The organism is Hydrotalea lipotrueae (genome assembly GCF_019249625.1).
Classification (GTDB): Bacteria; Bacteroidota; Bacteroidia; order Chitinophagales; family Chitinophagaceae; genus Hydrotalea; species Hydrotalea flava.
Genome location: NZ_JAESDL010000013.1, coordinates 17,329 through 42,551, shown reverse-complemented (window position 1 = coordinate 42,551; position 25,223 = coordinate 17,329). Strand labels below are relative to the sequence as shown.

The window sequence follows — 25,223 nt, the reverse complement described above, 5'->3', positions numbered from 1 at the left end:
GGTGATTTTCATCAGCACCAATCATTTATAATTTCACTGGGCCGCTTGCCAACAATTGGGTTTGCGGCAAAGCGCCGCCTTTTGCATAAGGATCCGGCAACAGCAATTCTTTATCTATGGCTTGCCAGGTTGATAATGTTACTTTTATGATGGGCTGCACCTGCTGAGTAATGGCCCATAAAAAGGCTGTTCCATTCCATTGCTGTACTTTTTCGGTAGAACCTATTTCAAACCGAATATCATGTTTGCCTGTATTTTCAAGTACAATTGAATAACTACCCCAATGACCATCTTGTAGTTGTTTGGTTGCATTCAATTTTTGGCCGTTTACCATGAATTGTATGTCAGGAAATGGTTTGCCCATATTGCTGCTGTCCGGTTGCAGCATCACCACCAATCGTGTGGTGGTAGTATGTGCATCTATTGTAACAGTGCCGCTTACTGTATTTTCCGAAAACTGTATGCCTGCTGCAATGGGTGCAGGAAAAGATTGTTGTGTAATTTGAATGTCATTGATATTTTGTTCTTTTTCTGAAACCTTAACAGCCTTCACCATCCATGGATTTAATAGTTGTACCTTGCCGGTTGTAGCCATTACCCGAAGTTGTTGCGAAGGGCCATTCTGCTCAGCAATATTCATTACTGCATTTGCCAATAATGGCTTTTTTGCATTTTGTACAGGATAAACCTGATACACCGCTACTTCAAATCCTTGTAAAGCCGGTAAGGTGATGGTAGCATCAGCTGCATATAAATCAGGCGCAATCCAATGCGTAGGATATACTCTTTCCAATACCAACGAAGCAGCAGTATCCACCAATCCCTGTTGCGAAGATAACTGAACGGTAAGCTGCTGTGTTTGTATTTTCGGATTGCGAACTGCAATAATACCGCTATCATTTTTAAAATGCACAAAGCCATAAGCGTTACCTACTGCAGGATTACCTCCAATCATGTAAGTTTTATCCAGCACACTAAAATTTTGCTTCGCCCAGTTCAAAGAGCGGCTCAACACTTCCCATTCGTCAGCATGCAGCAAGTCGGGAGAAAGATATAATTCATACATAGTAACACCACGGCCAAAATAAAACACCACATCATCAGCAAACTTATGTAACGGATCATCATTGCCGCCAATAGAGGCCAAATTTCCTTTAATAATTCCATGTGTCATCATATTATTCAACGGAAACCAAACATTCTGCCGATTAAAATCATCATACAATACAATATCTTTATAAGTCATGGCAGCATCCCGATCGTTAATAACGGGTGTATTGGCATAACCATAATCAGCGCCTTGCATCCAGATTTGGTTGGCATATTGCAGCCACCACGGGCTCAACCAGGTACCTGAAGTAATGTTTAAATATTCATTCGGATTAATGGCGCGTACAGCCTTACACTTTTCAATAATACTTTCTACAGCAGCTCTTCTGGAATGATACCCAACGGGATGACCATTTGTCGCTTCACTGGATGAGAACTGAATACCATCCCACTTAAAATAGCCCACCCCTTGCCTTGTAAAATCAGTAACACGTTGTTCAAACAAACGGCTGTAATCAGGCCCTGCAATATCTAACATGGCATCATTGGACGTTGTACCCACTGTTTCATATCCGTGTGCTTTCATCCAGTTAATACGTTTCATTCTAAATGAATAACCACCTGTAGGGCCCAGCCAAATTCCTAACGTAGTACCCATTGGCTTTAAGGCATTTACAATAGGTTGAATACCATTTGGAAATGCTGTTTTATTTAGCATCCAATTGCTTTCATATACATCCCAACCATCATCTAATACAAAAGCGTCCAGATGTATGCCATATTTATCAGTCATGTTCTTTTTAAACAAATCAATGATATGCAGAATATTTTTTTCATTCATTACATGATTGGGTTCCACATGCGGATAGGATGGTGAACGCAAGTCGTACCAACTGTTGTATAACGCATAAGGCTTGTCAGGTGCTGCTTTTATATCATTTATATAATCATAAAACCAATCCTGAATGGCATGATTCGGTGCAAGACCTTCTACTACCCAACTACTTTCAATCCATTCTTGTTTCACTACTTTACCCATTAATTCTTTACAGTTTAATTGCAAACTCATATCACTGTTGCGCACTACCGATGAATTGGCGGCCGGATATTCAATACCGAAAAATACACCACCGCCAGAAAAATTTATGGCACAAGGCTGACCAAAATCGCCCTGTTTTACAATTCTGTCTGTTTCTGCCTGCGGATGTAGTTGTAACGAAATATACTGAGCGGATGCACTGTTTTCTTCCCGCATGCTATAGCCGGCATTGTATCCGCTTTGTGTAAATATCTTACCACTTCTGGATACAATGGCTTCAATCCAGTTTTTTTGCAGCGATGTATCTTGTATTGCAATTTTTCTTCTGGCATAAAATGCCTGATCCAATAACTGATAGGTAATCCGCAGTTGCAGGGAATTCTCTTTATTTACCGGGGTAAAATATAAATTGAGCTCCTTACCATTGTTGGGTAAAGCAATAAATTCGTATCGCTGTAATACAAAATCTCTTTTGGTAAGTGATAGTTGCAAATCGCCATTAAAGTCTTTTCCAGGCGCACTCCAGTCCGTCCACATCATTTTTAAAGCAAAATCAGCATCTGTATATACGTCATGTGTTTGCGTGTTATGGTACGCTGTTAGCCAATCCGTTTTTGCCAATAGCGCATCTTCGTGTAAAAAATGATGGTCTACTACAATTTGTTGCGTTACCTTGGTGTTACTCAAAGTAAAAATTTGTTGTTGTTCTTTTTGTTGATAATGGGTTACAACCTGCGCATGAACAAAGGAATAAAAAGAAGTAGTGAGTAATGCTAAGTATACAATTTTCTTCCGTAAATACATGTGGCAAACATTTAGAAAACAATGATTGAAATGATGTTTTCAAATATAACACTTAATCAATTGCCATACCATGCACAAACGTTTGTGTACAGATGCACAATAAGCCCTGCCCATTGTTTTGAACGAGTACTATGAAGTTAGAAAATTGCCGACACAATTATACAAGGTGCTGAATCACCTTTTGCATTTTATCGCGAACAGCACCGGCAATTTTTTCCAATTCCGCATTTTGAATGGCCTGCATAGATGCAGCAGGATCAACGGCAGCTACTTCTACTTTTCCCGATCCCTTTTCCTGTATAATTACATTACAGGGCAACATGGTGCCAATTTTATCTTCTGCCTGTAAGGCCTGATAGGCAAAAGGTGGATTACAGGCACCTAATATGGTGTAGGGTGCAATTTCAACATCCAATTTTTTCTTTAAAGTAGCTTTCATATCAATTTCCGTTAATACGCCAAAACCTTCCGCCTTTAAAGCATCGGTTACTCTTTGAATGGTATTGGAGAAACTGTCGTTCACGATTGCTGAAAAATAGTAAGACATACACCGTTATTTTAGGTAAAACAATGCTTAAAACTACAATAAAGTTTGGCCATGAACTGTGACAAAAGTCATATTCACTCATGCATGTGTATTTGAATGAATAGCCTGCAAAAATTGCTGAAAATGTTCCGGTTCGTCATCATACAATAACAACTGCCTTTTTGCATTGTACAGGAACATAGAAGGATATTTTCGGGGTGCAAAGTGTTGTATAAACTGATTTTGCACATCACGCAACAATGTAATATTGGGTTTGCCCACCAAATTAGGTGCAAACCTGGTTATAAAATTGGCCATGCCGGCTTCAGAATCTAAAGAAATCAAATACATCGCAACACCTTTCATGGCATTATAATGCGCATTTATTTCACGGAAAGCATGCTGACAGTGATCGCAGGTTACATCAAAAAATATAAAAAACAGCAGTTTATTCTTTGGAAGGTTATTACGCACAAATGGCTGTCCGTTAAATTGATACAATTGAAAATCAGGAATCGATTTTGCCGGGGCGGGCAATTGCGCATCGGCCATAGCAGCCATCATTAATAAACTCAGTATTAAAAATATATTTCTTTGGAAGCGCAGCATACTATGGTATTGATTTGTTCATCATCACTAGCAATTTAACATTAATTCTTCATTTCATCCAAAATATATTCCCGCAGATGTATAAAATAATCTGTTTTTAAAATATTGTTGTTTTGGAACTTTTTCTTTTAGGAAACATTTTTCCTAAAAATATAAAAAGCGCTCCCGGACCTGCAAATACAAAAAATAAAATCAAGGCATTCAAAAGGGTTTGTTGCTATCCAATTTGTAAAACATTCACAAATGGATAAGGATAAAAACCTGAAAACGATCCTCTGATTAAAATGTATACCAAATACAACAATGGATAAATAAGCCAGCCCAAAATTTGTTAACACAAATAAGATGTTACACACGATTTTGTCACTTCTGTTTTTCGATTAGTATGAACTGCAATACCGACTTGCCGGCATTCCACGAATGATGAGGCGTTTCAGGCCCGCCATAAAACGAATCGCCAGGTTTCATATTTGCACTTTCCATCTTACCAGTTGTATATTCCCACTTGTAGAGGCTTCCTTTTATAACATATCCCATATTTATTGGATGAGTATGCTCAGACAATTTAGCACCCGGAGGAAGTGTAATTAACATCATTTTGATTCCTGCCGTATCACTTAATAATTTACAATATTTTGGATTGTAGGAACACAGGTCTTGTGCTTTAACAGTATGACGGGTTGAGAAAATAATAATGAATAGAATAAGTGTGAATTTTTTCATTTGAAAGTATTTTAAGTTTAAGCGGATAGTACAATAAAAGCATGCAATGGTATGCTTTTAGTATACCACTTCAATCGATTATTGGAATTATTAATCACGGGGTTTCCTCTTATATTATTCCGCTGTAGTTGGGTCAATGATTGTCACTACTTCATTTACGGAGTTAGCTGGGAATCCTCCTTGTTTTGCATGTTCACGAACCATTTGCTCATTTGGCGCAATATATACACAATAAATTTTGTTTCCAGTTACATAACTTTGCAGCCATTGAATTTTAGGCCCCATATTGCTGAGCACGCCACAAGATGCTTGTGAAATAATTTTTAATTGTTCTGTAGTCATTTTACCTGCATTGGAAATTTCCCGTTCAATAACATACTTAGGCATAAAATATAATTTTAGTTTAGTTGCTTATATGGTTTAGTGTTTCATTTCTTGTTTTTTAGGTGATGCCACCCTTTCTCTACTTTTGTAATTATTTGATTGAAAAAGAAAAACAGAACCTGTATAACCCTCAATGAAACTTGAATGGCTTAACAAGCTATTTGGTGTCAATAACCTCCACCACTTCATTTCTGAATTTTATTAAAAACAAGCGGCTGCTATAAAAATTGCGTTATGAATCCCTTACACGTTTTATCATCCTGCAAAACAGTAAGAGCACCCATGCTCCTGTGCCCGATTGGTTGCCCAAACACCAGAGGGAACTACCTGAATGCCTGGTAAAATTCCCGCCAATATCTCTTTTTTCACTACATCAGCATCGAGGTTCATCTTTTTGGCAAACATGCCACTGTAAACAGTGATAGCCATGTTGCAGACACAAAACAGAGCACCTCTTTTTTGTAGTTGATCGACAGACATATCCGGCAGTGGTAAGTCGCCTGGTTGAGAATTCCAATAAATGTTGCGCACTGCAGGAGCTTTGGTTATGGGGTCATTGACATTGACCATTTCTCCCAGTTTGTATCTGGCCCACAGCCGGTCTTCCATGGCAATGGGAATGGCACTGTGACGCAAGATAACCACTGCACACAACTCGTTATCGGGAGTTCCGGTTTCATTATTAGTGGTTAGAAATACTCTGGCCCAAGCCAGTGGAAATCCCTCATGAGGAGAGGTGGCATCAAATACCTGGCGGTGCTTCCCCTTAATTTTTTTAAACCAGTCATCGGCGGCAGTTACAGTTTCTGCAGCTCCTGAAGTGGCTGCCGCAAGCCGAATGGATGGCGACATGCTAGCAATTCCAATGCTGGCTGCACCTGCCGCGAGCCTACCTAAAAATTTGCGACGGGGTGTTGTTGCTTCGTTAATAGATTTTGATTTCATATTCATTCAGATTAGGTGAAAAATACAAGAGTATTATAATTATACTATTGAAACTGCTTTTAATAATAATATACAAAAAAATTATCTTACCGTTACACAATAGTAACTCAGATGGCTATTGAATTAACAGTATAAAATTGCTAATAGTGTTGATAATGACTTAGTATAAACCCGACTTTGAATAGTACAGTTACGACTTCTTACGAAATTCAACTGGTGTTATGTTGCAATTTTTTTTAATGAACCTAATGAAGTGAGAAGGGTCGGCAAACTCAAGTTTATAAGCAATTTCAGAAACTGTCATGTTAGAATAAAGGAGATACGATTTTGCTTCCATCAAAATCATTTCATCAATAAGTTCATGTGCTGTTTTGTTGGAACTGCATTTTACTGCCCTGTTCAGGTGATCGGGCGAAACATGAAGCTTCTTGGCATAATCCGCTACTTTCCTAACTGTAAGAAAGTGCTGACTTACTAATTTTGAATAAGAGTAGAACAAGTTTTGCAGGGTATTAGATGTATTGAGTTGAGTGAGCAACAATGCTCTATAATTTCTGTTTGCATGAATAAGAATGAGTTGAATGTATAAGCAAATAACCTCAATGCATTCCGTTTTATTTCTTTTAATTTCATCGTTCATCTTGAAAATAAGGGCCTCAATTTCGTTAGCCGAATCATTACTTACTTTAAAACATTGAAAACCTGAATACGTGAGAAAAGGGAAGTGCTGATTCTTATTTAATTTAAAAAGTGCATCGGCAATAAATAGTTCACTAAAAAGCAAATAGTAGGCAAAAAAGTCCTTACTAATATTGTTAAGTGAAAAAATTTGTTCAGGAATACCAAACACTATACAATTCCTGTTAGCCAAATATTTTTCAAATCCAATTTCAAAAGTGGCATTACCTTTCCTGACTAATCCAATTCTGAAATAATCTGTCTTAATGGGTCCGATATTTTTCTTTAAATTTATTGTTGAATAAAGGCCGAAGCCGCCATTAAGTAATTCGGAAGAATTGTCCATTCCGAAGGCATTTTTTCCTGTTCCGTTCTTATGTAGTTGGTATAAGCCGGAGTTGAGTTGTATTTTTTTAATGTTACCAATAACAGGTTTATACATATTCAAATTTAGTCATTCTGTTTGATCATTGTACATTTATCCTTTAAATAGATGAATCGAATAAAATGGACTTAATTGTTATTACTCCTCCTGAAAATACATCCAATGAAACAGAAATGATTCATCAGATGTTTCAATTAGACTTACAGAGGCTTCATATTAGAAAACCGAATGCAAGTATAGAAGATTACCATAAATTTATTGAAAAGATAGACCCCTCTTTTTACCCCCGCATTTCTATTCATGCACATCCGGAGCTAATAAAAAGTTTTACATCAATCGGATATCATTGCACAGGAACCACATTGCAAAACCCTGCAAAAATGGCTTCTGTTTTTTCAAATGCCCCAAGAATAATCTCAGCTTCATTTCATTCATGGAAGGAATTAGAAAACAACAATCATCCATTTGAATATATTTTTATCAGCCCCGTTTTTAACAGTATTTCTAAATCTGGATATACAGGAAATATTAATATTTCGGACATACAGGCTACCCGTTTAAAAATAACTACGCAAAAAAAGGTTTGTCCAAAAATTATTGGTTTGGGAGGAATTTCAGAAACGAATCTTCATTTGTTATTCAATGCCGGTTTTGATGGTGTTGCTGCAATAGGAAGTATTTGGCTTATGCCAAACCCCGTAAAACAATTTATTTTATTAAAAAATTGTTTATCAATATTAAAAGAAAAGAAACCATAAAATATATTCATTAAAAATTATACTCAAATGACAACTGCCAATAGCTAATTGCGCCAATACCGACAAAAGAACTAACCGGAAGATAAACATTAGCAGTAGGACGAATACCAAATGAGCCAAGATCAATTTCAGATTCAATACCTAGGCCAATATTATTAAGGTTAAAAGATTCAGCAGGTATAAAAGAGGATGTTGTTGTGGTGGTAGTGGTTCCACCGCCAGTGGGAGAACTTCCGCCGGTATTTCTACCCCTTCTGTTAGCAGTGGCAGAGCGTGTGGCTGCTGCGGCTGCTACACTGTTTTTTACTATTTGCGTAAACTTTGTACTTCTACCTATGTATTTTGTAATATTTAATAGTGAAAAATACTGATTAGTACCGGCATTTAAAGTAACTGAAGGGCTAATTAAATAGCTGGCATTATTTTTATCCCAACTGAATGCATGACTTATACCAATTGTGGCGCCAACATCATAAGCTGAGGTTGACGATACATTCTCTGTATCTTTTCCAAATCCTACACCAGCCTGAATGAATGGACGGATCCAGCTTTTCTTATAAGTTAATGAGGAATATATCTCATTATTTAATGGCGTATAAGGAATACTTGTATTGCCAGTAAAAAAATAGTGGCTATAATCTAAAACATAATCCCATACTTTTTTACCATATTGTTCAATTCCTGCAGTTATTACATGCACATAAATGCCTGGAGTTGCCCCTCCCATTACAAATTTTGGCGAATACATAATACCAATACCATTATCATTTCTATAAGAAAAATAAGGAGCTATAGAAAAGCTATTTACAAAACTTGTGTCTGCTCCTGATATATCATAAACAGGTACTGGCTCTAAATTAATTCCTACCGAAGGATGCCACTTACTGCCGCTGCTATCACTAGCATTGCTTTGTGAATAGCCTATAGAGAAAAAATTAACAAAAGAAAATAACAACAATAGCTTTTTCATTTTTTTAATTAACAGTTGATAGGATTAGCAAAAATATTTGATAAAAAAAAGATTATTTCCGTTGCTTTATAATTTTTTGTAAAGGATAGATATATGTTTTATTTTTTATATCCTCTAATACCTTTTTCTAAGCTGTATACCTCTTTAAAACCCTTTTCCAGCAAGAATTCCATTGCTATTTTACTTCTGTTGCCTACTGCACAATACAGTACTGTTATTACTTCCGGGTTTAATTCTCTATAATGATCTTTTAATTTTTTTATAGGAATATTTAATCCTCCTAAGTTTTCTTTATTGTGTTCATCGGTATCACGAACATCGATCAGTTGCAATTCTTTATGCCCTAATAATTCCAGCAATGTATTTAAATCAATAAAATAATTCTTTTTAATACAGTGCTTCAGTTCAGAATGCAATGCAGTAATGGTTTTATTAAGGGGATTAGCTTTAAAGTGATATAGTTGAAATTGCATGGAAGTTATATCTATTACCAGTAACTTACCGGAAAGTATTTCTTTTTGCCCAGTGATCATTTTTATTACTTCATTTGCCTGGATAGTTCCGATAATTCCAGGCAAGGTTGCAACCACGCCAATTTCTGCACAGTTTGGCATATCATCCTCCTCCAGGGGTTCCGGAAATATACATCGGTAGGTAGGACCATCGTGAAAATTAAATACCGATACCTGGCCTTCAAATTTATAAATAGAACCAAAAACAAGTGGTTTATTTTTTATGACACAAGCATCATTCACTAAATATCGGGTAGTAAAATTATCTGAACCATCCACCACAATATCATATTCTTCAATAATAGAAAGCGCATTCTCTGGGGTAATAAATTCATTGATGGGAGTTACATTCACAAATGGGTTAATTGCTTTTACTTTTTGAGATGCAACTGTTGCTTTAAATAATCCAACATCTGATGATGTGTATAAAATTTGCCTTTGCAAATTACTTTCTTCTACTTTATCGCCATCCATTATTGTAATGTATCCAATACCTGCAGCAGCAAGATATTGAACCAAGGGGCACCCCAATCCTCCGGCACCAATAATCAGCACTTTAGCTGCCTTCAGTTTTAATTGCCCATCCACACCAATTTCGGGTAAAATTAATTGACGTTGATAACGTATTTGCTCTTGCGTAGTTAGCATACAAATTATTTTCTACACAAAGGACTCCCAGTCTTTCCATACCGGTTGATACCCTTTTCTTTTTATCATTGCTACAATTTCTGCCGGTGTGCGGCTGTCATCTATTTCAAATTGCTCTAAAGATTCTATTGAAGTAACATACCCACCTGGATTTGTTTTAGAACCTGCACTAATACTGGTAATACCAAGCTGAATGATATTATCTCTAAAATATTCATTTTCACGGGTTGATATAGACAACTCTACCTCTTCATTAAAAATACGCCAGGCACAAATTAGCTGTACCAATTCTTTATCACTCATTACAACTTTCGGTTCTATTAAACCTTCTGCTGGCCTTAATCGGGGAAAAGAAATACTATATTTCGTTTTCCAGTAAGTTTTTTCGAGATAGCTTAAATGTATAGCAGTAAACAAATTATCTGTTCGCCAGTCTTCCAATCCAATTAATACGCCTAAACCAATTTTATGAATACCGGCCTTACCCAGTCTATCGGGTGTTCCCAGCCTGTAATCGAAATTTGACTTTTTCCCTTTTGTATGATGTAGGTGATAATCTGCTTTATGATAGGTTTCCTGATAAACAAGTACTGTATGAAGGCCTGCTGCAATTAAAGTGGCATAGTCATTTTCATCCATAGGTTGCACTTCAATAGAAATATTGGCAAAATGCGGTTTTAGTAAAGTAATTGCTTGTTGAATATAAGGAACTCCCACTGTTTTATTGGCTTCGCCGGTAACCAACAAGATATGCTCAAAACCCTGTTCTTTTAAATACATTGCTTCCTGCATCAACTCATTTGGGGTTAACGTTTTTCTTGCCAGCTTATTATTATAACTAAACCCACAATAGGTGCAAATATTTTGGCATTCATTTGATAAATACAATGGTATATATAACTGTAGTGTTTTACCAAAACGTTTTTGCGTTAATTTGTGGCTTAGTACTGCCATCTGTTGAAGATATGGGAGTGCCGCGGGAGAAATCAATGCTTTAAAATCTTCTAAATTGCGTTTAGATTTATGTAAAGCAACTTCAACATCAACAGCTGTTTTACTATAAATGCTTTCTTTTAATGCATCCCAGTTTAGTAAATTATATTGTTCCTGAAACATGATTTTATTTTTTATAAAGCAGCTAAAAATTGTGTAAACGGACTACTTGCTTCTGCTATACTGCTTTCTGCTGCCAGTCCGGCCAAATAAGCCATTCTGCCAGCCTCTACAGCTTTTTTAAATGCAGCGCCCATTGCTACCGGATTTTCTGCTACTGCAATTGCAGTGTTCACTAGTACAGCTGCGGCCCCCATTTCCATGGCTGCTGCAGCATGACTGGGCGAACCAATTCCGGCATCAACAATAACAGGCACTTTGCTTTGTTCAATGATAATTGATAAAAAATCTTTGGTTAAAAGTCCTTTATTACTGCCAATAGGTGCACCTAATGGCATTACCGCAGCAACGCCCACGTCTTCCAATCGCTTACACAATACCGGATCGGCATGTATATAAGGCAAAACAATAAATCCCAACTTCACCAGTTCTTCTGCTGCTAATAATGTTTCTATGGGATCGGGTAATAAATATTTTGGATCAGGATGAATTTCTAATTTAAGCCAGTTTGTTCCCAGCGCTTCACGTGCCAACTGAGCAGCAAATACAGCCTCTTTTGCATTTCGAACACCGGATGTGTTGGGAATTAAATGAAACTGATTGTTTTGTAAATAGGGTATAATTGCTTCGTCGGCAGATAAAATTTCAATTCTTTTCAGCGCTACCGTTACCAATTCGGAGCCCGAGGCCAATAAAGCCTCCTGCATGAGCAAATGATTTCCAAATTTTCCGGTACCCGTTAAAAGCCTGCTATTAAAAGGCATTCCTGCTATTATTAATGAATCATTCATTTTAATTATATATTAATAGTTCAAAATGTATTTACAGATATTATTTTCTGACATTCCTGCATGATTCTTTGCGCTGCATTTAACATATTCTTTTCTTTAGCAATAGCGCCTGCAACCGCAATACCATACAATCCGGTTTGTAATAGTGGAACTATATCCTCAACCTGTATACCTCCTATACCAATTACTGGTGGCGCATTAATGCCCTTTGCTTTTAATTCTTTGAAAATAGTTCTATAGCCTTCTATACCAAGTATTGGGCTGAGTTTTTGTTTTGTAGTGGTAAATCGAAAAGGGCCTAATCCAATATAATTAGCAGTACTATCAGCTAAATTAATGATATCGCCCAGTGTGTTTGCTGTACAACCAATAATGTAATCATTTCCTAATAATTTTCGAGCATCTGTTATTGGCATATCTTCTTTGCCTATATGAACACCGTCGGCTTTAATATCAAATGCCAGCTCCACATTATCATCTATAATAAATACAGCCTCATATTGTTTACATACCTTTTGAACAGCTAAGGCAATTGTTTTGTAATGAGCATAATCTACCTGCTTTAAACGAAGTTGTATCCATTTTACACCACCACTGCATGCAGCAGCAGCCTGTTCGGCAGAAGTGGCAATAAATTGTACGGGCTGAATCATATATTGATTTTGCTTAAATAGTGATATCCGATAAGTGAATTGCTACTGGAAAGGAAATGATGTGTATATTTTGCAGCTGTTTCGGCAGCTTGTTCTATTTTCAAACCATTTGCCAATGCAGTTATGAGTGCTGATGATAGAACACAACCGCTGCCGTGTTTACTTCCCTTAGGTAATCGTTCGTGTTTATAATGATAGCTGTTTTTATTGTAGTAAAGCATATCTATAACTGCTTCTTGATTGGTTGTATGACCGCCCTTTAAATAAACTGCACAAGATTTACTGATTTCATTAAACAATTGGAGATATTGAGCGCCAAATAAAATTTCTGCTTCAGGAAGATTAGGCGTTATAACATTTACTGAATTTAAAATGTTTTCTAATAATTTTTTTTCAATACAGTTATGAAATAAAAATCCTGCACTTGCTTTCATGATAGGGTCCCAAACAATAATAGCATCTGGAATTTTTTTTCTTAAAAACAGCAGAAGCTCATACAATGCAGCCAGATTTTGAACTATGCCAATTTTAATATATTTAAAATTAAACCTACTTGTTAAAATATTTATTTGTGCTTGCATGTCTTTTAAAGAAACCCATTCAACTTTTTCAAAAGCAATATCATTTTGCCAGGTATTGGCAGAAAGAACGCCCAATCCATAACCACCATTTGCTTCAATGGTTTTTATATCAGAGAGAATGCCGGCTCCGCCACTCGGATCAAATCCTGCAATTGTTAGTATATAAGGTCTTGTAGCTGTCATGCTTATCTATAAATTTCTGCTCCTGTTGCTTTAAATTCTTTTGATTTTTCTTCCATACCTTTTATTTGTAACTTTTCCTGTTCTTCGCTAAAATTTCTAATATCCTGTGTAATTTTCATGGAACAGAAATGAGGACCGCACATAGAACAGAAATGTGCAATCTTAGCTCCATCAGCAGGCAGCGTTTCATCATGAAAGGAACGGGCAGTATCGGGATCTAATGATAAATTAAATTGGTCTTCCCAGCGAAACTCAAATCTGGCTTTACTTAACGCATTGTCACGATATTGTGCACCGGGGTGCCCCTTTGCCAGGTCTGCCGCATGTGCAGCAATTTTGTATGTAATTACACCATCTTTTACATCTTTTTTGTTTGGTAAACCAAGGTGTTCTTTTGGAGTTACATAGCAAAGCATGGCCGTTCCATACCATCCAATCATTGCAGCACCAATTGCAGAAGTAATATGATCATATCCCGGCGCAATATCAGTTGTTAAAGGGCCCAATGTATAAAATGGTGCTTCATTACATTCTTTAAGTTGTTTTTCCATGTTTTCTTTAATCAGGTGCATTGGTACATGGCCGGGGCCTTCAATCATCACTTGTACATCATGTTTCCATGCAATTTTTGTTAATTCGCCAAGTGTTTCTAATTCTGCAAATTGTGCAGCATCATTTGCATCGGCAATAGAACCGGGGCGCAAACCATCTCCTAATGAAAAACTTACATCATAAGCTTTCATAATAGCACAGATTTCTTCAAAATGTGTGTAAAGAAAACTTTCTTTATGGTGTGCTAAACACCATTTTGCCATAATACTACCACCTCTTGAAACAATTCCGGTTAACCTTTTGGATGTGAGTGGAATATAACGCAGTAATACCCCGGCATGAATTGTAAAATAATCTACCCCTTGTTCTGCCTGTTCAATCAATGTATCTTTAAAAATTTCCCAGGTTAAATCTTCTGCTTTACCATTTACTTTCTCTAATGCCTGATAAATTGGTACTGTTCCTACAGGTACCGGACTGTTTCTTATGATCCATTCTCTGGTTTCATGAATATTCTTTCCGGTTGATAAATCCATTAAAGTATCGCCTCCCCAGCGGCAACTCCATACTGCTTTATCTACCTCCTCTTCAATAGAAGAAGTAACAGCAGAATTACCAATATTGGTATTTATTTTAACTAAAAAATTACGGCCTATTATCATCGGTTCACTTTCAGGATGGTTAATATTGGCAGGTATAATAGCTCTGCCAGCTGCCACCTCATCTCTAACAAATTCAGGCGTTATTTTTTTTATTGGCATTCCTGCACCAAAACTATTACCTGCATGTTGTTGATCAAGCAATGGATTATTTTGCCTTTCCTCTATTTGCTGGTTTTCACGAATTGCTATGTATTCCATTTCTGGAGTAATAATACCTTTTCGTGCATAATGTAATTGGGTTACATTCCTGCATGCCTTTGCTTTATATGGTTTTCGAATATGTTGAAATTGCAGACTTTTCAGATCCGGATTATTTAATCGCTGTCTACTATATTCCGATGAGAAATCGTTTAATAACTCTACATCACCGCGTTCAGTGATCCATGATTCTCTTATACGGGGTAATCCCTTTCTTATATCAATTTCTATTGCAGAATCGGTATAAGGGCCGCTGGTATCATAAACTGTTACAGGTGCATTAGACAATACTTCTTCCTTTCCCAATGAGGAATGAATTGTATCGCCCAATTGAATTTCCCGCATAGCTACTTGAATATTAAACAACTTACCCGGTACATAAATTTTTTTTGAACCACTTATTGGAGTTGTTATAATCAGATCGCTTTCAGCTTTCGTTTCTTTATCCTTATTCATATTTATAATTGTGTTGAATAAAAGTATTAAATAATTAAATTATCCTCCCTGCGAAGCCCGAATCAAAACAAGCTTATCATTTGGTTGTAATTGATACTCGTCCCAGTCTTTTTTTTGAATAACAGTATTGTTAACTGCCACTGCAATTCCATTGTATGAAGTAATTGCAAGTTTATCTAGTAGCGCTGTAATAGTTTGGCCTTCAGATAATTCTATCTGAGCCTCATTTAAATGAATAGTCATATACCATTAATAATGGTGAAATAAAAAAGAACCAATAAACTTTAGGAAATACAAAAAAGCAGCAAAAAAAGAAGTATTTACTTTTCCCTACGCAGGCATTATCCTGATCAGGTAAAGGGTATCATCTCAGCCGTATTTCGGCACCCCTAAAGCATTTCAAAAGTAGTGTATTCTAACAATAAAAAAGAATTAAAATTTTAAACTGCAGATTAAAAAATCGCAAATTAATTTTTACTACATATAAATTATAGTAGCTTATTCCAAAAATTATTTTTTTGAATCACACCCCAATTGTATTAGATAGTTCTATAAAAAATAACTAATGCTATTTTGCTTGGTTAACAATAGCATAGCATAGTTTTATAAGCGCCTACTACCAGAGGCTTCCTGCTCCTTGTACAATTACAAAAAGCCCCTTTTCATTTACATAGCCTTTTCTGAACACAAGTATGCTTAGTGTATCTTTACCCAACAATGCTTCGGAATTAGCCCAACCGCACACCGGATCAAATGTGTATTGTATAAAAAGAGGTAGCGTCCACTTTTCTTTATTATATCGAGGCAACAACCACCCACCTCCATTAAAGGAGTAGCCCCCACTATGCCTCTTTTCTTTTTACCAATAAATACCAATTGTTTTCTAATGGCAGATAGCCATAATCATAACAGAAAAAATAGGTATCGCCCTTTTTGTTGGTATAGGTATGGGTGTGGTATGTGAAAGAAAATCCTTTTTGTACCAATTTTTCCTGCGGCAGTTTTATCATACCCAATGCTTGGGGTAGTAATTCTTCCAATATTTTCCTGTTTTTAATCAGGCTGTTATTAATGCTGCGCACATAACTGCTGTAATGGCTTTTGGCTTTGAGTTCGTTGTTGTAAGTATTACGACAGGCATCATCGCAAAATTTTTTGTCGGCCCGGCCTTTCACAGGCTTACCACAACACAAACAGGTTTTTATGGGAGTGGATAACGACATCAGCAAAGGGTTTTAAACTACAATATAGTAAATATTTATCTGTGTGCAAACGTTTAAACACATTTATATACGATTAGAAATAATTAAAAACCGACTCCTGTTTTTGAACCGTTGCAATTTTGTGTTGTTGAAGCGGGAATGACGTCGCCGGCTTTAATTGAAATAAACAAAATTCATCATCGCTGTTCAAACCAATACAGCACAAATTGTAAAACTATGTACGCTTTAAAAAACAAAGTTCAGTTAATCGGAAACTTAGGTAATGCTCCAGAAATTAAAAATTTAGATGGGGGCAAAAAAATGGCTCGTTTTAGTGTAGCCACCAGCGAAACCTATCGCAATGCAAAAGGCGAAAAAATTGCTGAAACGCAATGGCACAATATTGTTGCCTGGGGTAAGGTGGCCGAAATTGCCGAGAAATATTTACAAAAAGGGAGTGAGGTGGCATTGGAAGGCAAATTGGTTTCCCGTTCTTATAACGACAAAGCGGGTAATAAAAAATACATTACCGAAGTGCAGGTAAACGAAATATTAATGTTAGGGGAAAAGCAGGGGGTTAAGGCTTAATGCAAACATCGGGTATGCAATACAAGCAGGGAAGGGCGATAGAATATACCTTCCCTGTACTTACCCGGTTAAACAACAGAGTATATGTTCAGCAAATCCTTACAACTATTGTTTTGTTTACTTTATGCTAATGGTTTGCCATGGTTAGTATAACATAATTCAGATTTTTATGCAATTAAACTAAAGCGGATTGCAAAGGAGGATAATTGAGATTGATTGTTACGCTGTAGTATTATGTGGTATTATTTTTTATAAAGCTTGAGCTGGAAAAATAACAGAATTCAGCAATTGTATGATTACAGCAGATATTTGGTTGCCAAAAATTGGTTACCAATAAATGGAATGATGTAAGAGAAAAGCAACTGCTAATTTGTTTGTAATTTTAAACGTTAACCCTTGTTTAACTGTACATTAAATTGCAGTTTTTTTTAAAAAATGTTACCCGAATAAAGGCTTGCTGCAATAGTGCCGGGTAGGTTTTTTAAAAATTACAAATTTTCTGTAAATACACTTGAAACAATCATTCATTTGAAACGAAAAGAAAAATAATCCATCCCTTTATCCGCTCATTTATAAAAATGCCGGAAAAGGTTTTGCAACCATCTGTTTTTGAAAACAAATTGTATCCAATTATCTTTAATCCCTCATGGTAACAGATACTTCCAACAAAGCCTTTCAATTAGCAAGTGATTTTATTCAATATACCCAACGTTCTGTTTTTTTAACCGGAAAAGCAGGTACTGGTAAAACCACATTTTTAAAATATATAAAAGAACAATCGCTTAAACAATTAGCCATTGTTGCACCCACGGGTGTTGCTGCAATCAATGCCGGCGGCGTTACTATCCATTCTTTTTTTCAATTGCCATTCAGTCCATTTATCCCGGAAACCAATACAAAAAATTATTTTCAATCAAATGTCAAAAACGCATCGCCCGAATTGATGGACCGGCATTATTTATTGGGCCGAATAAAAATAAATACAGAAAGAAGAAGAATTTTTAATGAGCTGGAACTACTGATTATTGATGAAATTAGTATGGTTCGGGCTGATGTGCTGGATGCTATAGATACTGTGTTGCGCCATTTTAGAAAACGTCATTTCGAGCCTTTTGGCGGTGTTCAGGTTTTGTTGATTGGTGATATGTATCAACTGCCGCCTGTTGCCAAACAGGAAGAGTGGCAAATTTTATCGGAATACTATGATAGCCCTTATTTTTTCAGCAGCCGGGTTATACAGGCAGCACCACCAGCTTATATTGAATTAGATAAAATATACCGGCAAAAAGATGCTGATTTTATTGAAATATTGAATCAAATTCGCAACAATTGCTTAAGCGATAACGGTTATACCTTGTTGCACCAACATTATCGGCCCGATTTTCAGAGTGCAGATGCAGACGGGTACATCATGTTAACCACCCACAACGAAAAAGCAGACCATATTAATGCGCAACAATTAAAAAAGCTAACCAAACCCTTACATACCTTTCATGCCAGCATTGAACAGGATTTTCCGGAAAAAAATTATCCTGCCGATGTTGCATTGCAATTAAAGGTAGGGGCACAGGTAATGTTTATTAAAAACGATGCGGATAAAGCCAAACGTTATTTCAACGGTAAAATTGGGATAATTGATAAAATGGAAGAAGATAAAATATTTGTTCGTTGTGCCAACGAACCCGATTTAATTGAAGTGAAAAAATACCGTTGGGAACATGTTCGATATGCACACAATGCACAAAAACAACAAATTGAAGAAGAGGTAGTGGGCGCATTTACACAGTATCCGCTGCGTTTGGCCTGGGCCATCACTATTCATAAAAGTCAGGGCCTTACTTTTGAAAAAGCCATTATTGATGCCGGCGCTGCTTTCGCACCCGGACAGGTATATGTAGCACTAAGCCGATGTACCAGTTTGCAGGGAGTAGTACTTCATAGCAAGATTTCAGCACAGAGTTTACATACCGATCAACGCATTGTAAATTTTGCAGCAGGTTGCAAAACAGAAGCTTTGCCTTACACTTTACAGCAATCAAAAAAGTTATTTCAACAAAAAACAATTATTGCATTATTTAATTTTGAAACTGTTACTAACCTGTGTGCTGCTTTAAAAACACTTATTACAGAACAACAAACTGCCTTTAATGATACTGCAATAGACTTTGTACAAAAAATTTCAGAAAAAATTGATGCACTAATTGAAGTAGGAAAAAAATTTCATCCGCAATTAATTCAATTGTTTCAGGAAGATGAACTGCCGGAGGCAATACCAGCCTTACAACTAAGAATACAGCAGGCCGCTCTTTATTTTGATAAAGAAATACAAACCCTGTTAGAATTTTTAAAAATCTCACCAGTAAGTACAGACAGTAAATTGCAGGCTTTACATTTCAATGATTTAATCAAGGAATTGTATACACAATTAGCAAAACAACAATACCAATTGCAATTATGCAACAATGGTTTTTATGTGGATGTTTTTTTGCAGAAGAAAAAAGCGTATACAATGCCCTTCTTTTCCGTAAATGCATATGCAACCGCAATACAAACCACCAATAAACCGGTTCCGAATGCAGCATTGTTTAAATTATTAAAAGCACAACGCGATAGCCTTTGCGAAAGCAAAAATCTGCCCATTTATATGGTTGCAGGCAGTAATAGTTTATATGAAATGGCGCAATACCTTCCACAAACATTGAACGATTTAAAAAAAATAAGCGGGTTTGGTACCGTTAAAACCGCTCAGTATGGCATGATTTTTTTAGATATTATTCAACGCTATTGCAATGAACATGATTTGCCTTCGTTGATGGATCAAATAAAAGTGAAAAAAGAAAGAAAAGAAAAATCAGACAAAGTAGTAAAGCCTGACACAAAACTCATCAGTTTCCAACTATACCAATCCGGCAAAAGTATAGCCTTCATTGCTGAAGAGCGGCAATTAACGGTACAAACCATCCAAAATCATTTATCGCACTATGTTGCAGAAGGAAAATTAAAGGTTACAGATTTTCTTCCCGAAAAAAAACTCAATTCCATATTGCCTCTGTTAACAAATGATACTATAGCAAAAGGCATAACATTCATAAAGCAGAATGTTGTTGCTGACATTAGTTATGCCGATATTAGAATGGCCATTTCCTGGAAAATTTTTTTAGAAAAACAAAATACAATTATTACAAAATAATGCAACCGGGAAAATGTGTTCGGGTTCTTTCCGCTAATTTATTATATTACATTCATTCGCTTTGCTGCGTAACATTTTCCTTTATTACCACTAAATAAGAAATACCAAGACTAAGTATGCCAATACCTGAAAGTGATGCATATCCCAAATAGTGTTGCAAAGGCGCACTTACAAAGCTTCCCAAAACAAAAGCAATGGCCAAAATTGCATTGAATAAGCCCATGGTAGCGTCTTTATTATAGGGAGAAAGTTTTACTACCAAATCAGTACCCGAAATACTGATTAATGGCCAGGTAATTACCAATAAAATAAACCCGGGAATTGCCACACATTCTTTTCCAAAAGGAAGGAAAAAAGTGCCAAACAACATCATAAAACCTGCAAAACGCAATAACAAAGCTGCCCTGTAAACTTTATTGCTGCCCCATTTTGCAGAAAGCTTTCCGCCATAAGTATATAAAATAATGGCGGCTGCAGAAAACAAGCCATAAATAAAAGAGGTTAATGAAGAAGATACCGCATACGCATTTTTTAAGGTTACCGGCAAATAAGCAAAGAAGGAAGAAATACCGAAACACAATAAAAACCAGGAAACCATAAAGCAACCAAAGGGAGTGGTTGTTTTGCTTTTTATTGAGCCCACCGTTTCGTAAATTTTTATAAAAGAAAAATGCAACGTGTTGCTATACATTTCTATTCTGGCAAAAAATCCGAGAAAATGTATATCCGTTATTTTCAGTAATTTCTCTTTCAATCCAGTTAATGCAATATGCGGCATTTGTTGTTTTGGAATACTTTTTCTAACAATCAGCAATGCCGGTATTAATATGATGGCAGCAGCAATAAACCCAACCTGTATATTCACTACAAACGCACTGGCCATTAACAGGCCGGTTACCTGACCTATCCCATAAAATGTTTGCAACCAGACAATACGAGGCTCCCATTCTTTCTGTGGATTAAACTCAACCACAAAAAGAGTAGCAACTGTAGTGGTGGCATCAACAGAGGCGCCTGCCAAAAATGCCAACAGCATCCATATCCATAATGCATTAAAATAAGTAATACAAAAACCTACCAGCATTAACACCGCTATTCCCGAAAAAAACAGCAATCGGTGCATTTGATACTTATCTGCCAGTCGGCCCCAAATAAATGAACACAATAACCCCAAATTATTAGCACTCAAAACAATTCCCACCCAACTTACCTGATGCGATAAATCGGCCACCATTAATGGCAATAAAATAGGAATTAATCCGGCAGCTATAATTCCAACCAATGCATACCCATAATACTATTGCACAACCTATCGCCGTGGTTCCTGTAAATACATCAAAACACGCTCTATTCTTAATTCCAGCCTTTTCTTTATTAAAATTTCTTTATTCAAAAACATGCTTGCAACATTTAATACAATTCAACAAATGTTAACACAAGACAGTGATAAAATGTTATCGTAACGTAGGGTTTTTGGGCATGTTCACAATATAATAAAAAATTATGAGTTTTGCATGTTCTGAATAAACAAAAAGCTAAAAATCAGATGAAATTTCTGCAAAAAAGCATGAGGGTGCTAAAAGAAATGTTAGACTTGTTTACTTGTTTTGTACTATTTTGAATATTACCTGTTGTAAAGCATTGGGCGGTAGGGTTAAATGGTTACGTTGCTGCGGCTGCACCCACATATCGGGCAAAACGCCCTTGCCATTTTTAGGCCTTGCACTATCTAATACTACCCGATACATGGGCAATGTAATGCGTAGTTTAGAATTGGGTAATTTGAGATGAGGTAAAAACAGTGCATTGTTGCCATAATACGCACCTCCCGAAGGTGTTCCAGCAATTTGTACATTCGGCTGCCCCTTTAAACTGCCGGTAAACATAGCGGCTGCAGAAAATGTGTAGCCATCTTGCAACAAAAAGATATGACCGTTAAAATGTTTTTTTAATTTAGGACGATAAATATGGGTTTCAATCCTTTTTGCATGAAACAACCTATCTGCCCCTTTTACTGAACCCCATTGCATGGGAAACCAATACAACCACCAAGGAAGAATGTAACGCTTATCCCACATGGTTTTGTGCAAGGATACTGCTGTGTCGGCCACTTTAAAAGGCTGCCGAATTAAATATTTGGTAAGCAAAACCGATTTATTAACATTACCACCTCCATTACCCCTTACATCAACTATTAAATGAGTAATTTTTTGTTGTTTTATGGTGCGAAAAGATTTGCGGAAAAACCTCCTTAACCTGCCACCGCTAAAACTGCTTACATACATATAAGCAAAGCGATGCAGGGTATCTATTTGCAAAGAACGTTTTAATTGCAATGCAGATATTTTTTTAGCAGGTAACGGATAGGCCTTATTGCTTCTTATGGTAGTAGCATGAAGCGCACTTGTATCTTTTTCAGGAACATAATTTTTGAGGCATACCGTTTTTTTTGCTCCGGAGGTATCAATATATTGTAATTGATAGGTACTATCTAAACCAAATACCAACCGATACCAAGCTGGAAAATTGTTGCTGATTACCTGTGCTTTAAAATATGGATTATTGGCATCGGCACTGATGAACTGATAAAGGGAGTCGATAATTTGTGCAGCCGAAAATTGATTGATGGTCAATACCTCCATGCCTTTAATGAGCATTGTATCTTTTGCATGCATATTTTTAAATACATACAAATGATTTTTCCAATTATACAAATAGAGTGGAAACATCGGGAACCGGTTGTTCATCAAATAATGAATATATAGTTTAGAAAATCTTACTGCCGTATGGCCACATTCAATGGTAGCTACCATTTGTGCCACTTTGTTATGAAAAGCCAGCTCGGTTAATGAATCGATTACCGATTGTTGCAATGCTGTAAAAGCTGCATCAATATTAGTTTTATCGGCATACCAATATAATCCCGGATGGTTTTGTTGCAACGTTTTTTTTAAAATAGCCACATCTTTTTGTAAACGTTGCGGAGGTATTTTTTGTTGGGGAACATACTTACTAACGGAACAGCCTTGTAGTAATACAATCAACAGCAGACCATACAATGGTATTTTGCGCTTGAGCGGTATCTCTTTTTTTATGTAGCCTTGCTTACCCATGAAAAGCATTCCATCCCTGTGCTGTAATATCAAATAAATTTCCTCCGCGGCTAATCATTTTCTTTCCCTCTTCGGGTCCGGTCATATAACCCACTACAGCAATTTCTTCATTAATGGTAATGGCTTCGTAATCTTCTTGCTTCAGCGTAAATACCAGTTCATAATCTTCTCCACCATTCAGTGCACAAACCGTTGGGTCTAAACCAAATTTAAAGGCAGCTGCACGGGAAAGTTCATTGATCGGTAATTTATCTTCATACAACCTGCAGCCGAGATTGCTTTGTTTGCATAAATGCAAAATCTCGCTACTCAACCCATCGCTAACATCCATCATGGAAGTGGGTGTTATATTATTTTTTTCAAAGAAAGTGATGATATCTCGGCGAGCATCAGGCTTTAATAAACGCCCCACGATATAATCTTCGCCTTCTAAATTGGGCTGAATATTAGGGTTTTCTAAAAAAATCCGCTTTTCTCTTTCCATGAGGGTAAGGCCTAAGAAAGCGCCACCTAAATCGCCACTCACACAAATTAAATCGCCTTTTTGAGCGGTACTTCTTTTTACAAATTTATCAGGCGCAACTTCACCTATGGCGGTAACAGATATTACCATTCCTTTTTTAGAAGTAGAAGTGTCGCCGCCTACTAAATCAACCCCATATTTTTCGCAGGCTGCATAAATGCCTTCATACAATTCGTTCAATGCTTCCACACTAAAACGATTGCTGATTCCAATACTTACGGTAACCTGTGTAGGCTGTGCATTCATGGCATAAATATCACTCAGGTTTACTACAATACTTTTATACCCCAAATGTTTTAATGGGGTATACATTAAATCAAAATGTACGCCATCTAATAACAAATCGGTTGTAATAACCGTTTGTTTTCCGAAATGATCAATCACGGCAGCATCATCTCCAACACCCACAATGGTAGATGCATTTTGAATCTCAAAATTTTTGGTTAAATGTTCTATCAGGCCAAATTCTCCTAACTCCGAAATTTCAGTTCTGTTTTCCATATAATTTTTTATTCATTTTTATAAAGTGCCACCGTTTACTACTTGTTGCAATGCCTCGTGTATAACACCATTGGTAGCTATAATATGGGGCTGGTATGGACTGTAGGGGTTGCCAGCAAAGTCAGTAACCTTACCGCCAGCTTCTTCCACCATTAAAAATCCTGCTGCACTATCCCATGCATTGAGTTTGTGTTCATAAAACCCATCAAACCGACCCGCAGCCACCCAACACAAATCAATAGCGGCACTACCCAGTCTTCTAACGGGAACCCCCTTGCGTATTAATTTTTCAAAAACCTGAATAGGACCATTGGGGGTGTCTATATAACTATACGGAAAGCCGGTAACCAGACAACTGTTTAACAATGCTGCTTTAGTACTTACTTGAATTTTTTTGCCGTTTAAGGTGGCACCTTCTCCTTTTTCTGCAACAAATAATTCATTCATAAAGGGGTTCAGCACAGCACCTAAAATCATCTCACCTTCTTTTTCAATGGCAATACTTATACAGCAAATAGGTATGCCGTTGGCATAATTAATAGTGCCATCAATGGGGTCAATTATCCATTTATAGTTTGAGTCTTGCACCAAAGCGCCCGCTTCTTCACTTAAAATAGCATGCATGGGATGCGCATTTTTAATAACATCAATAATGGCCACTTCACTCTTGGTATCTACTTCCGTTACCAGATTATTCATCCCTTCACTTTTAAAGGCAACGGAAAAATGTTGCTCAAAATACATTTTCATAACTCGTGCACCTGCCTGTGCTGCTTGAAGAAGTGTTTCTTTTAACATGCAACAAAGATAACCTTCCCTGCATTCATTTTTGTGGCATATTCAGGTGGGGACGCCCCGAAACCCTATTTTTACATAACGGGTGTAT

Annotated in this window: 24 protein-coding genes and 1 riboswitch; of the genes, 3 read left to right on the top strand and 21 right to left on the bottom strand. The window is 36.7% G+C overall.

All coding sequences use genetic code 11. The features are described from left to right. Positions 1-25: 25 nt before the first annotated feature. The 8 genes from JK139_RS09045 to JK139_RS09010 form a co-directional block, all read right to left on the bottom strand. On the bottom strand, positions 26-2,893 hold the full coding sequence (locus JK139_RS09045; protein WP_218331129.1) for an alpha-galactosidase: 2,868 nt from the start codon (positions 2,891-2,893) through the stop codon (positions 26-28). Positions 2,894-3,050: 157 nt separating this feature from the next. Continuing rightward, positions 3,051-3,440: a DUF302 domain-containing protein gene (locus JK139_RS09040; protein ID WP_218331128.1), complete on the bottom strand. Its 390-nt coding sequence runs from the start codon at positions 3,438-3,440 to the stop codon at positions 3,051-3,053. Between the two features lie 78 nt (positions 3,441-3,518). Further along, positions 3,519-4,028, bottom strand: coding sequence for a peroxiredoxin family protein (locus JK139_RS09035; protein ID WP_074421121.1), 510 nt, complete (start codon positions 4,026-4,028; stop codon positions 3,519-3,521). Between the two features lie 217 nt (positions 4,029-4,245). Continuing rightward, a complete protein-coding gene (locus JK139_RS15875; protein ID WP_218331127.1) occupies positions 4,246-4,353 on the bottom strand; it encodes a Pr6Pr family membrane protein in 108 nt (35 codons plus the stop codon). A gap of 38 nt (positions 4,354-4,391) precedes the next feature. Then, positions 4,392-4,751 (bottom strand): cupin domain-containing protein, encoded by a 360-nt coding sequence (locus JK139_RS09025; RefSeq protein ID WP_074419632.1) that lies wholly within the window; start codon positions 4,749-4,751, stop codon positions 4,392-4,394. 114 nt (positions 4,752-4,865) lie between these two features. Continuing rightward, the gene (locus JK139_RS09020; protein WP_074419631.1) at positions 4,866-5,138 is read right to left on the bottom strand and encodes a DUF4242 domain-containing protein; all 273 of its coding nucleotides are present in this window, start codon (positions 5,136-5,138) and stop codon (positions 4,866-4,868) included. A gap of 252 nt (positions 5,139-5,390) precedes the next feature. Then, complete coding sequence (locus JK139_RS09015; protein ID WP_074419630.1) at positions 5,391-6,080, bottom strand: hypothetical protein; 690 nt, start codon at positions 6,078-6,080, stop codon at positions 5,391-5,393. A 190-nt stretch (positions 6,081-6,270) separates the two neighbouring features. Further along, complete coding sequence (locus tag JK139_RS09010; protein WP_074419629.1) at positions 6,271-7,200, bottom strand: helix-turn-helix domain-containing protein; 930 nt, start codon at positions 7,198-7,200, stop codon at positions 6,271-6,273. A 65-nt stretch (positions 7,201-7,265) separates the two neighbouring features. Here JK139_RS09010 and JK139_RS09005 point away from each other — a divergent pair, with 65 nt between their 5' ends. Continuing rightward, positions 7,266-7,901 (top strand): thiamine phosphate synthase, encoded by a 636-nt coding sequence (locus tag JK139_RS09005; RefSeq protein ID WP_074419628.1) that lies wholly within the window; start codon positions 7,266-7,268, stop codon positions 7,899-7,901. Positions 7,902-7,911: 10 nt separating this feature from the next. Here JK139_RS09005 and JK139_RS09000 read toward each other — a convergent pair whose 3' ends face one another. The 9 genes from JK139_RS09000 to JK139_RS08960 all read right to left on the bottom strand — a co-directional run bounded on the left by JK139_RS09000 (position 7,912) and on the right by JK139_RS08960 (position 16,443). Further along, entirely contained in the window at positions 7,912-8,871 is a 960-nt protein-coding gene (locus tag JK139_RS09000; RefSeq protein WP_074418212.1) for a hypothetical protein, read from the bottom strand. A gap of 98 nt (positions 8,872-8,969) precedes the next feature. Then, positions 8,970-10,031: a HesA/MoeB/ThiF family protein gene (gene moeB, locus JK139_RS08995; RefSeq protein WP_074421120.1), complete on the bottom strand. Its 1,062-nt coding sequence runs from the start codon at positions 10,029-10,031 to the stop codon at positions 8,970-8,972. Positions 10,032-10,043: 12 nt separating this feature from the next. Further along, positions 10,044-11,147: a 2-iminoacetate synthase ThiH gene (thiH, locus tag JK139_RS08990; protein WP_074418214.1), complete on the bottom strand. Its 1,104-nt coding sequence runs from the start codon at positions 11,145-11,147 to the stop codon at positions 10,044-10,046. An 11-nt stretch (positions 11,148-11,158) separates the two neighbouring features. Then, on the bottom strand, positions 11,159-11,935 hold the full coding sequence (locus JK139_RS08985; protein WP_068243963.1) for a thiazole synthase: 777 nt from the start codon (positions 11,933-11,935) through the stop codon (positions 11,159-11,161). Positions 11,936-11,955: 20 nt separating this feature from the next. Next, entirely contained in the window at positions 11,956-12,588 is a 633-nt protein-coding gene (locus JK139_RS08980) for a thiamine phosphate synthase (protein WP_143439140.1), read from the bottom strand. Then, a complete protein-coding gene (locus tag JK139_RS08975; protein ID WP_074418215.1) occupies positions 12,585-13,352 on the bottom strand; it encodes a hydroxymethylpyrimidine/phosphomethylpyrimidine kinase in 768 nt (255 codons plus the stop codon). The genes JK139_RS08980 and JK139_RS08975 overlap by 4 nt, the downstream gene beginning before the upstream one ends. Positions 13,353-13,354: 2 nt before the next feature. Continuing rightward, a complete protein-coding gene (gene thiC / locus JK139_RS08970) occupies positions 13,355-15,220 on the bottom strand; it encodes a phosphomethylpyrimidine synthase ThiC (protein WP_074419447.1) in 1,866 nt (621 codons plus the stop codon). 39 nt (positions 15,221-15,259) lie between these two features. Then, positions 15,260-15,463, bottom strand: a complete 204-nt coding sequence (gene thiS, locus JK139_RS08965) for a sulfur carrier protein ThiS (RefSeq protein WP_068243955.1) — start codon at positions 15,461-15,463, stop codon at positions 15,260-15,262. A 67-nt stretch (positions 15,464-15,530) separates the two neighbouring features. Further along, positions 15,531-15,621, bottom strand: a riboswitch (TPP riboswitch). Between the two features lie 441 nt (positions 15,622-16,062). Continuing rightward, the gene (locus tag JK139_RS08960) at positions 16,063-16,443 is read right to left on the bottom strand and encodes a hypothetical protein (protein ID WP_074418207.1); all 381 of its coding nucleotides are present in this window, start codon (positions 16,441-16,443) and stop codon (positions 16,063-16,065) included. Positions 16,444-16,659: 216 nt separating this feature from the next. On the opposite strand from JK139_RS08960, the gene JK139_RS08955 reads away from it, so the two are divergent. Both JK139_RS08955 and JK139_RS08950 read left to right on the top strand, forming a co-directional pair. After that, positions 16,660-17,010 (top strand): single-stranded DNA-binding protein, encoded by a 351-nt coding sequence (locus JK139_RS08955; RefSeq protein WP_074418216.1) that lies wholly within the window; start codon positions 16,660-16,662, stop codon positions 17,008-17,010. A 646-nt stretch (positions 17,011-17,656) separates the two neighbouring features. Beyond that, on the top strand, positions 17,657-20,200 hold the full coding sequence (locus tag JK139_RS08950; protein WP_218331126.1) for a helix-turn-helix domain-containing protein: 2,544 nt from the start codon (positions 17,657-17,659) through the stop codon (positions 20,198-20,200). Between the two features lie 52 nt (positions 20,201-20,252). On the opposite strand, the gene JK139_RS08945 is transcribed toward JK139_RS08950, so the two are convergent. The 4 genes from JK139_RS08945 to JK139_RS08930 all read right to left on the bottom strand — a co-directional run bounded on the left by JK139_RS08945 (position 20,253) and on the right by JK139_RS08930 (position 25,135). After that, the gene (locus JK139_RS08945) at positions 20,253-21,482 is read right to left on the bottom strand and encodes an MFS transporter (RefSeq protein ID WP_218331125.1); all 1,230 of its coding nucleotides are present in this window, start codon (positions 21,480-21,482) and stop codon (positions 20,253-20,255) included. 316 nt (positions 21,483-21,798) lie between these two features. Next, complete coding sequence (locus tag JK139_RS08940; protein WP_218331124.1) at positions 21,799-23,313, bottom strand: S41 family peptidase; 1,515 nt, start codon at positions 23,311-23,313, stop codon at positions 21,799-21,801. Then, positions 23,306-24,337, bottom strand: a complete 1,032-nt coding sequence (thiL, locus tag JK139_RS08935; RefSeq protein ID WP_074421281.1) for a thiamine-phosphate kinase — start codon at positions 24,335-24,337, stop codon at positions 23,306-23,308. The genes JK139_RS08940 and thiL overlap by 8 nt, the downstream gene beginning before the upstream one ends. Positions 24,338-24,355: 18 nt before the next feature. Beyond that, entirely contained in the window at positions 24,356-25,135 is a 780-nt protein-coding gene (locus JK139_RS08930) for an inositol monophosphatase family protein (RefSeq protein WP_218331123.1), read from the bottom strand. Positions 25,136-25,223 lie beyond the last annotated feature (88 nt).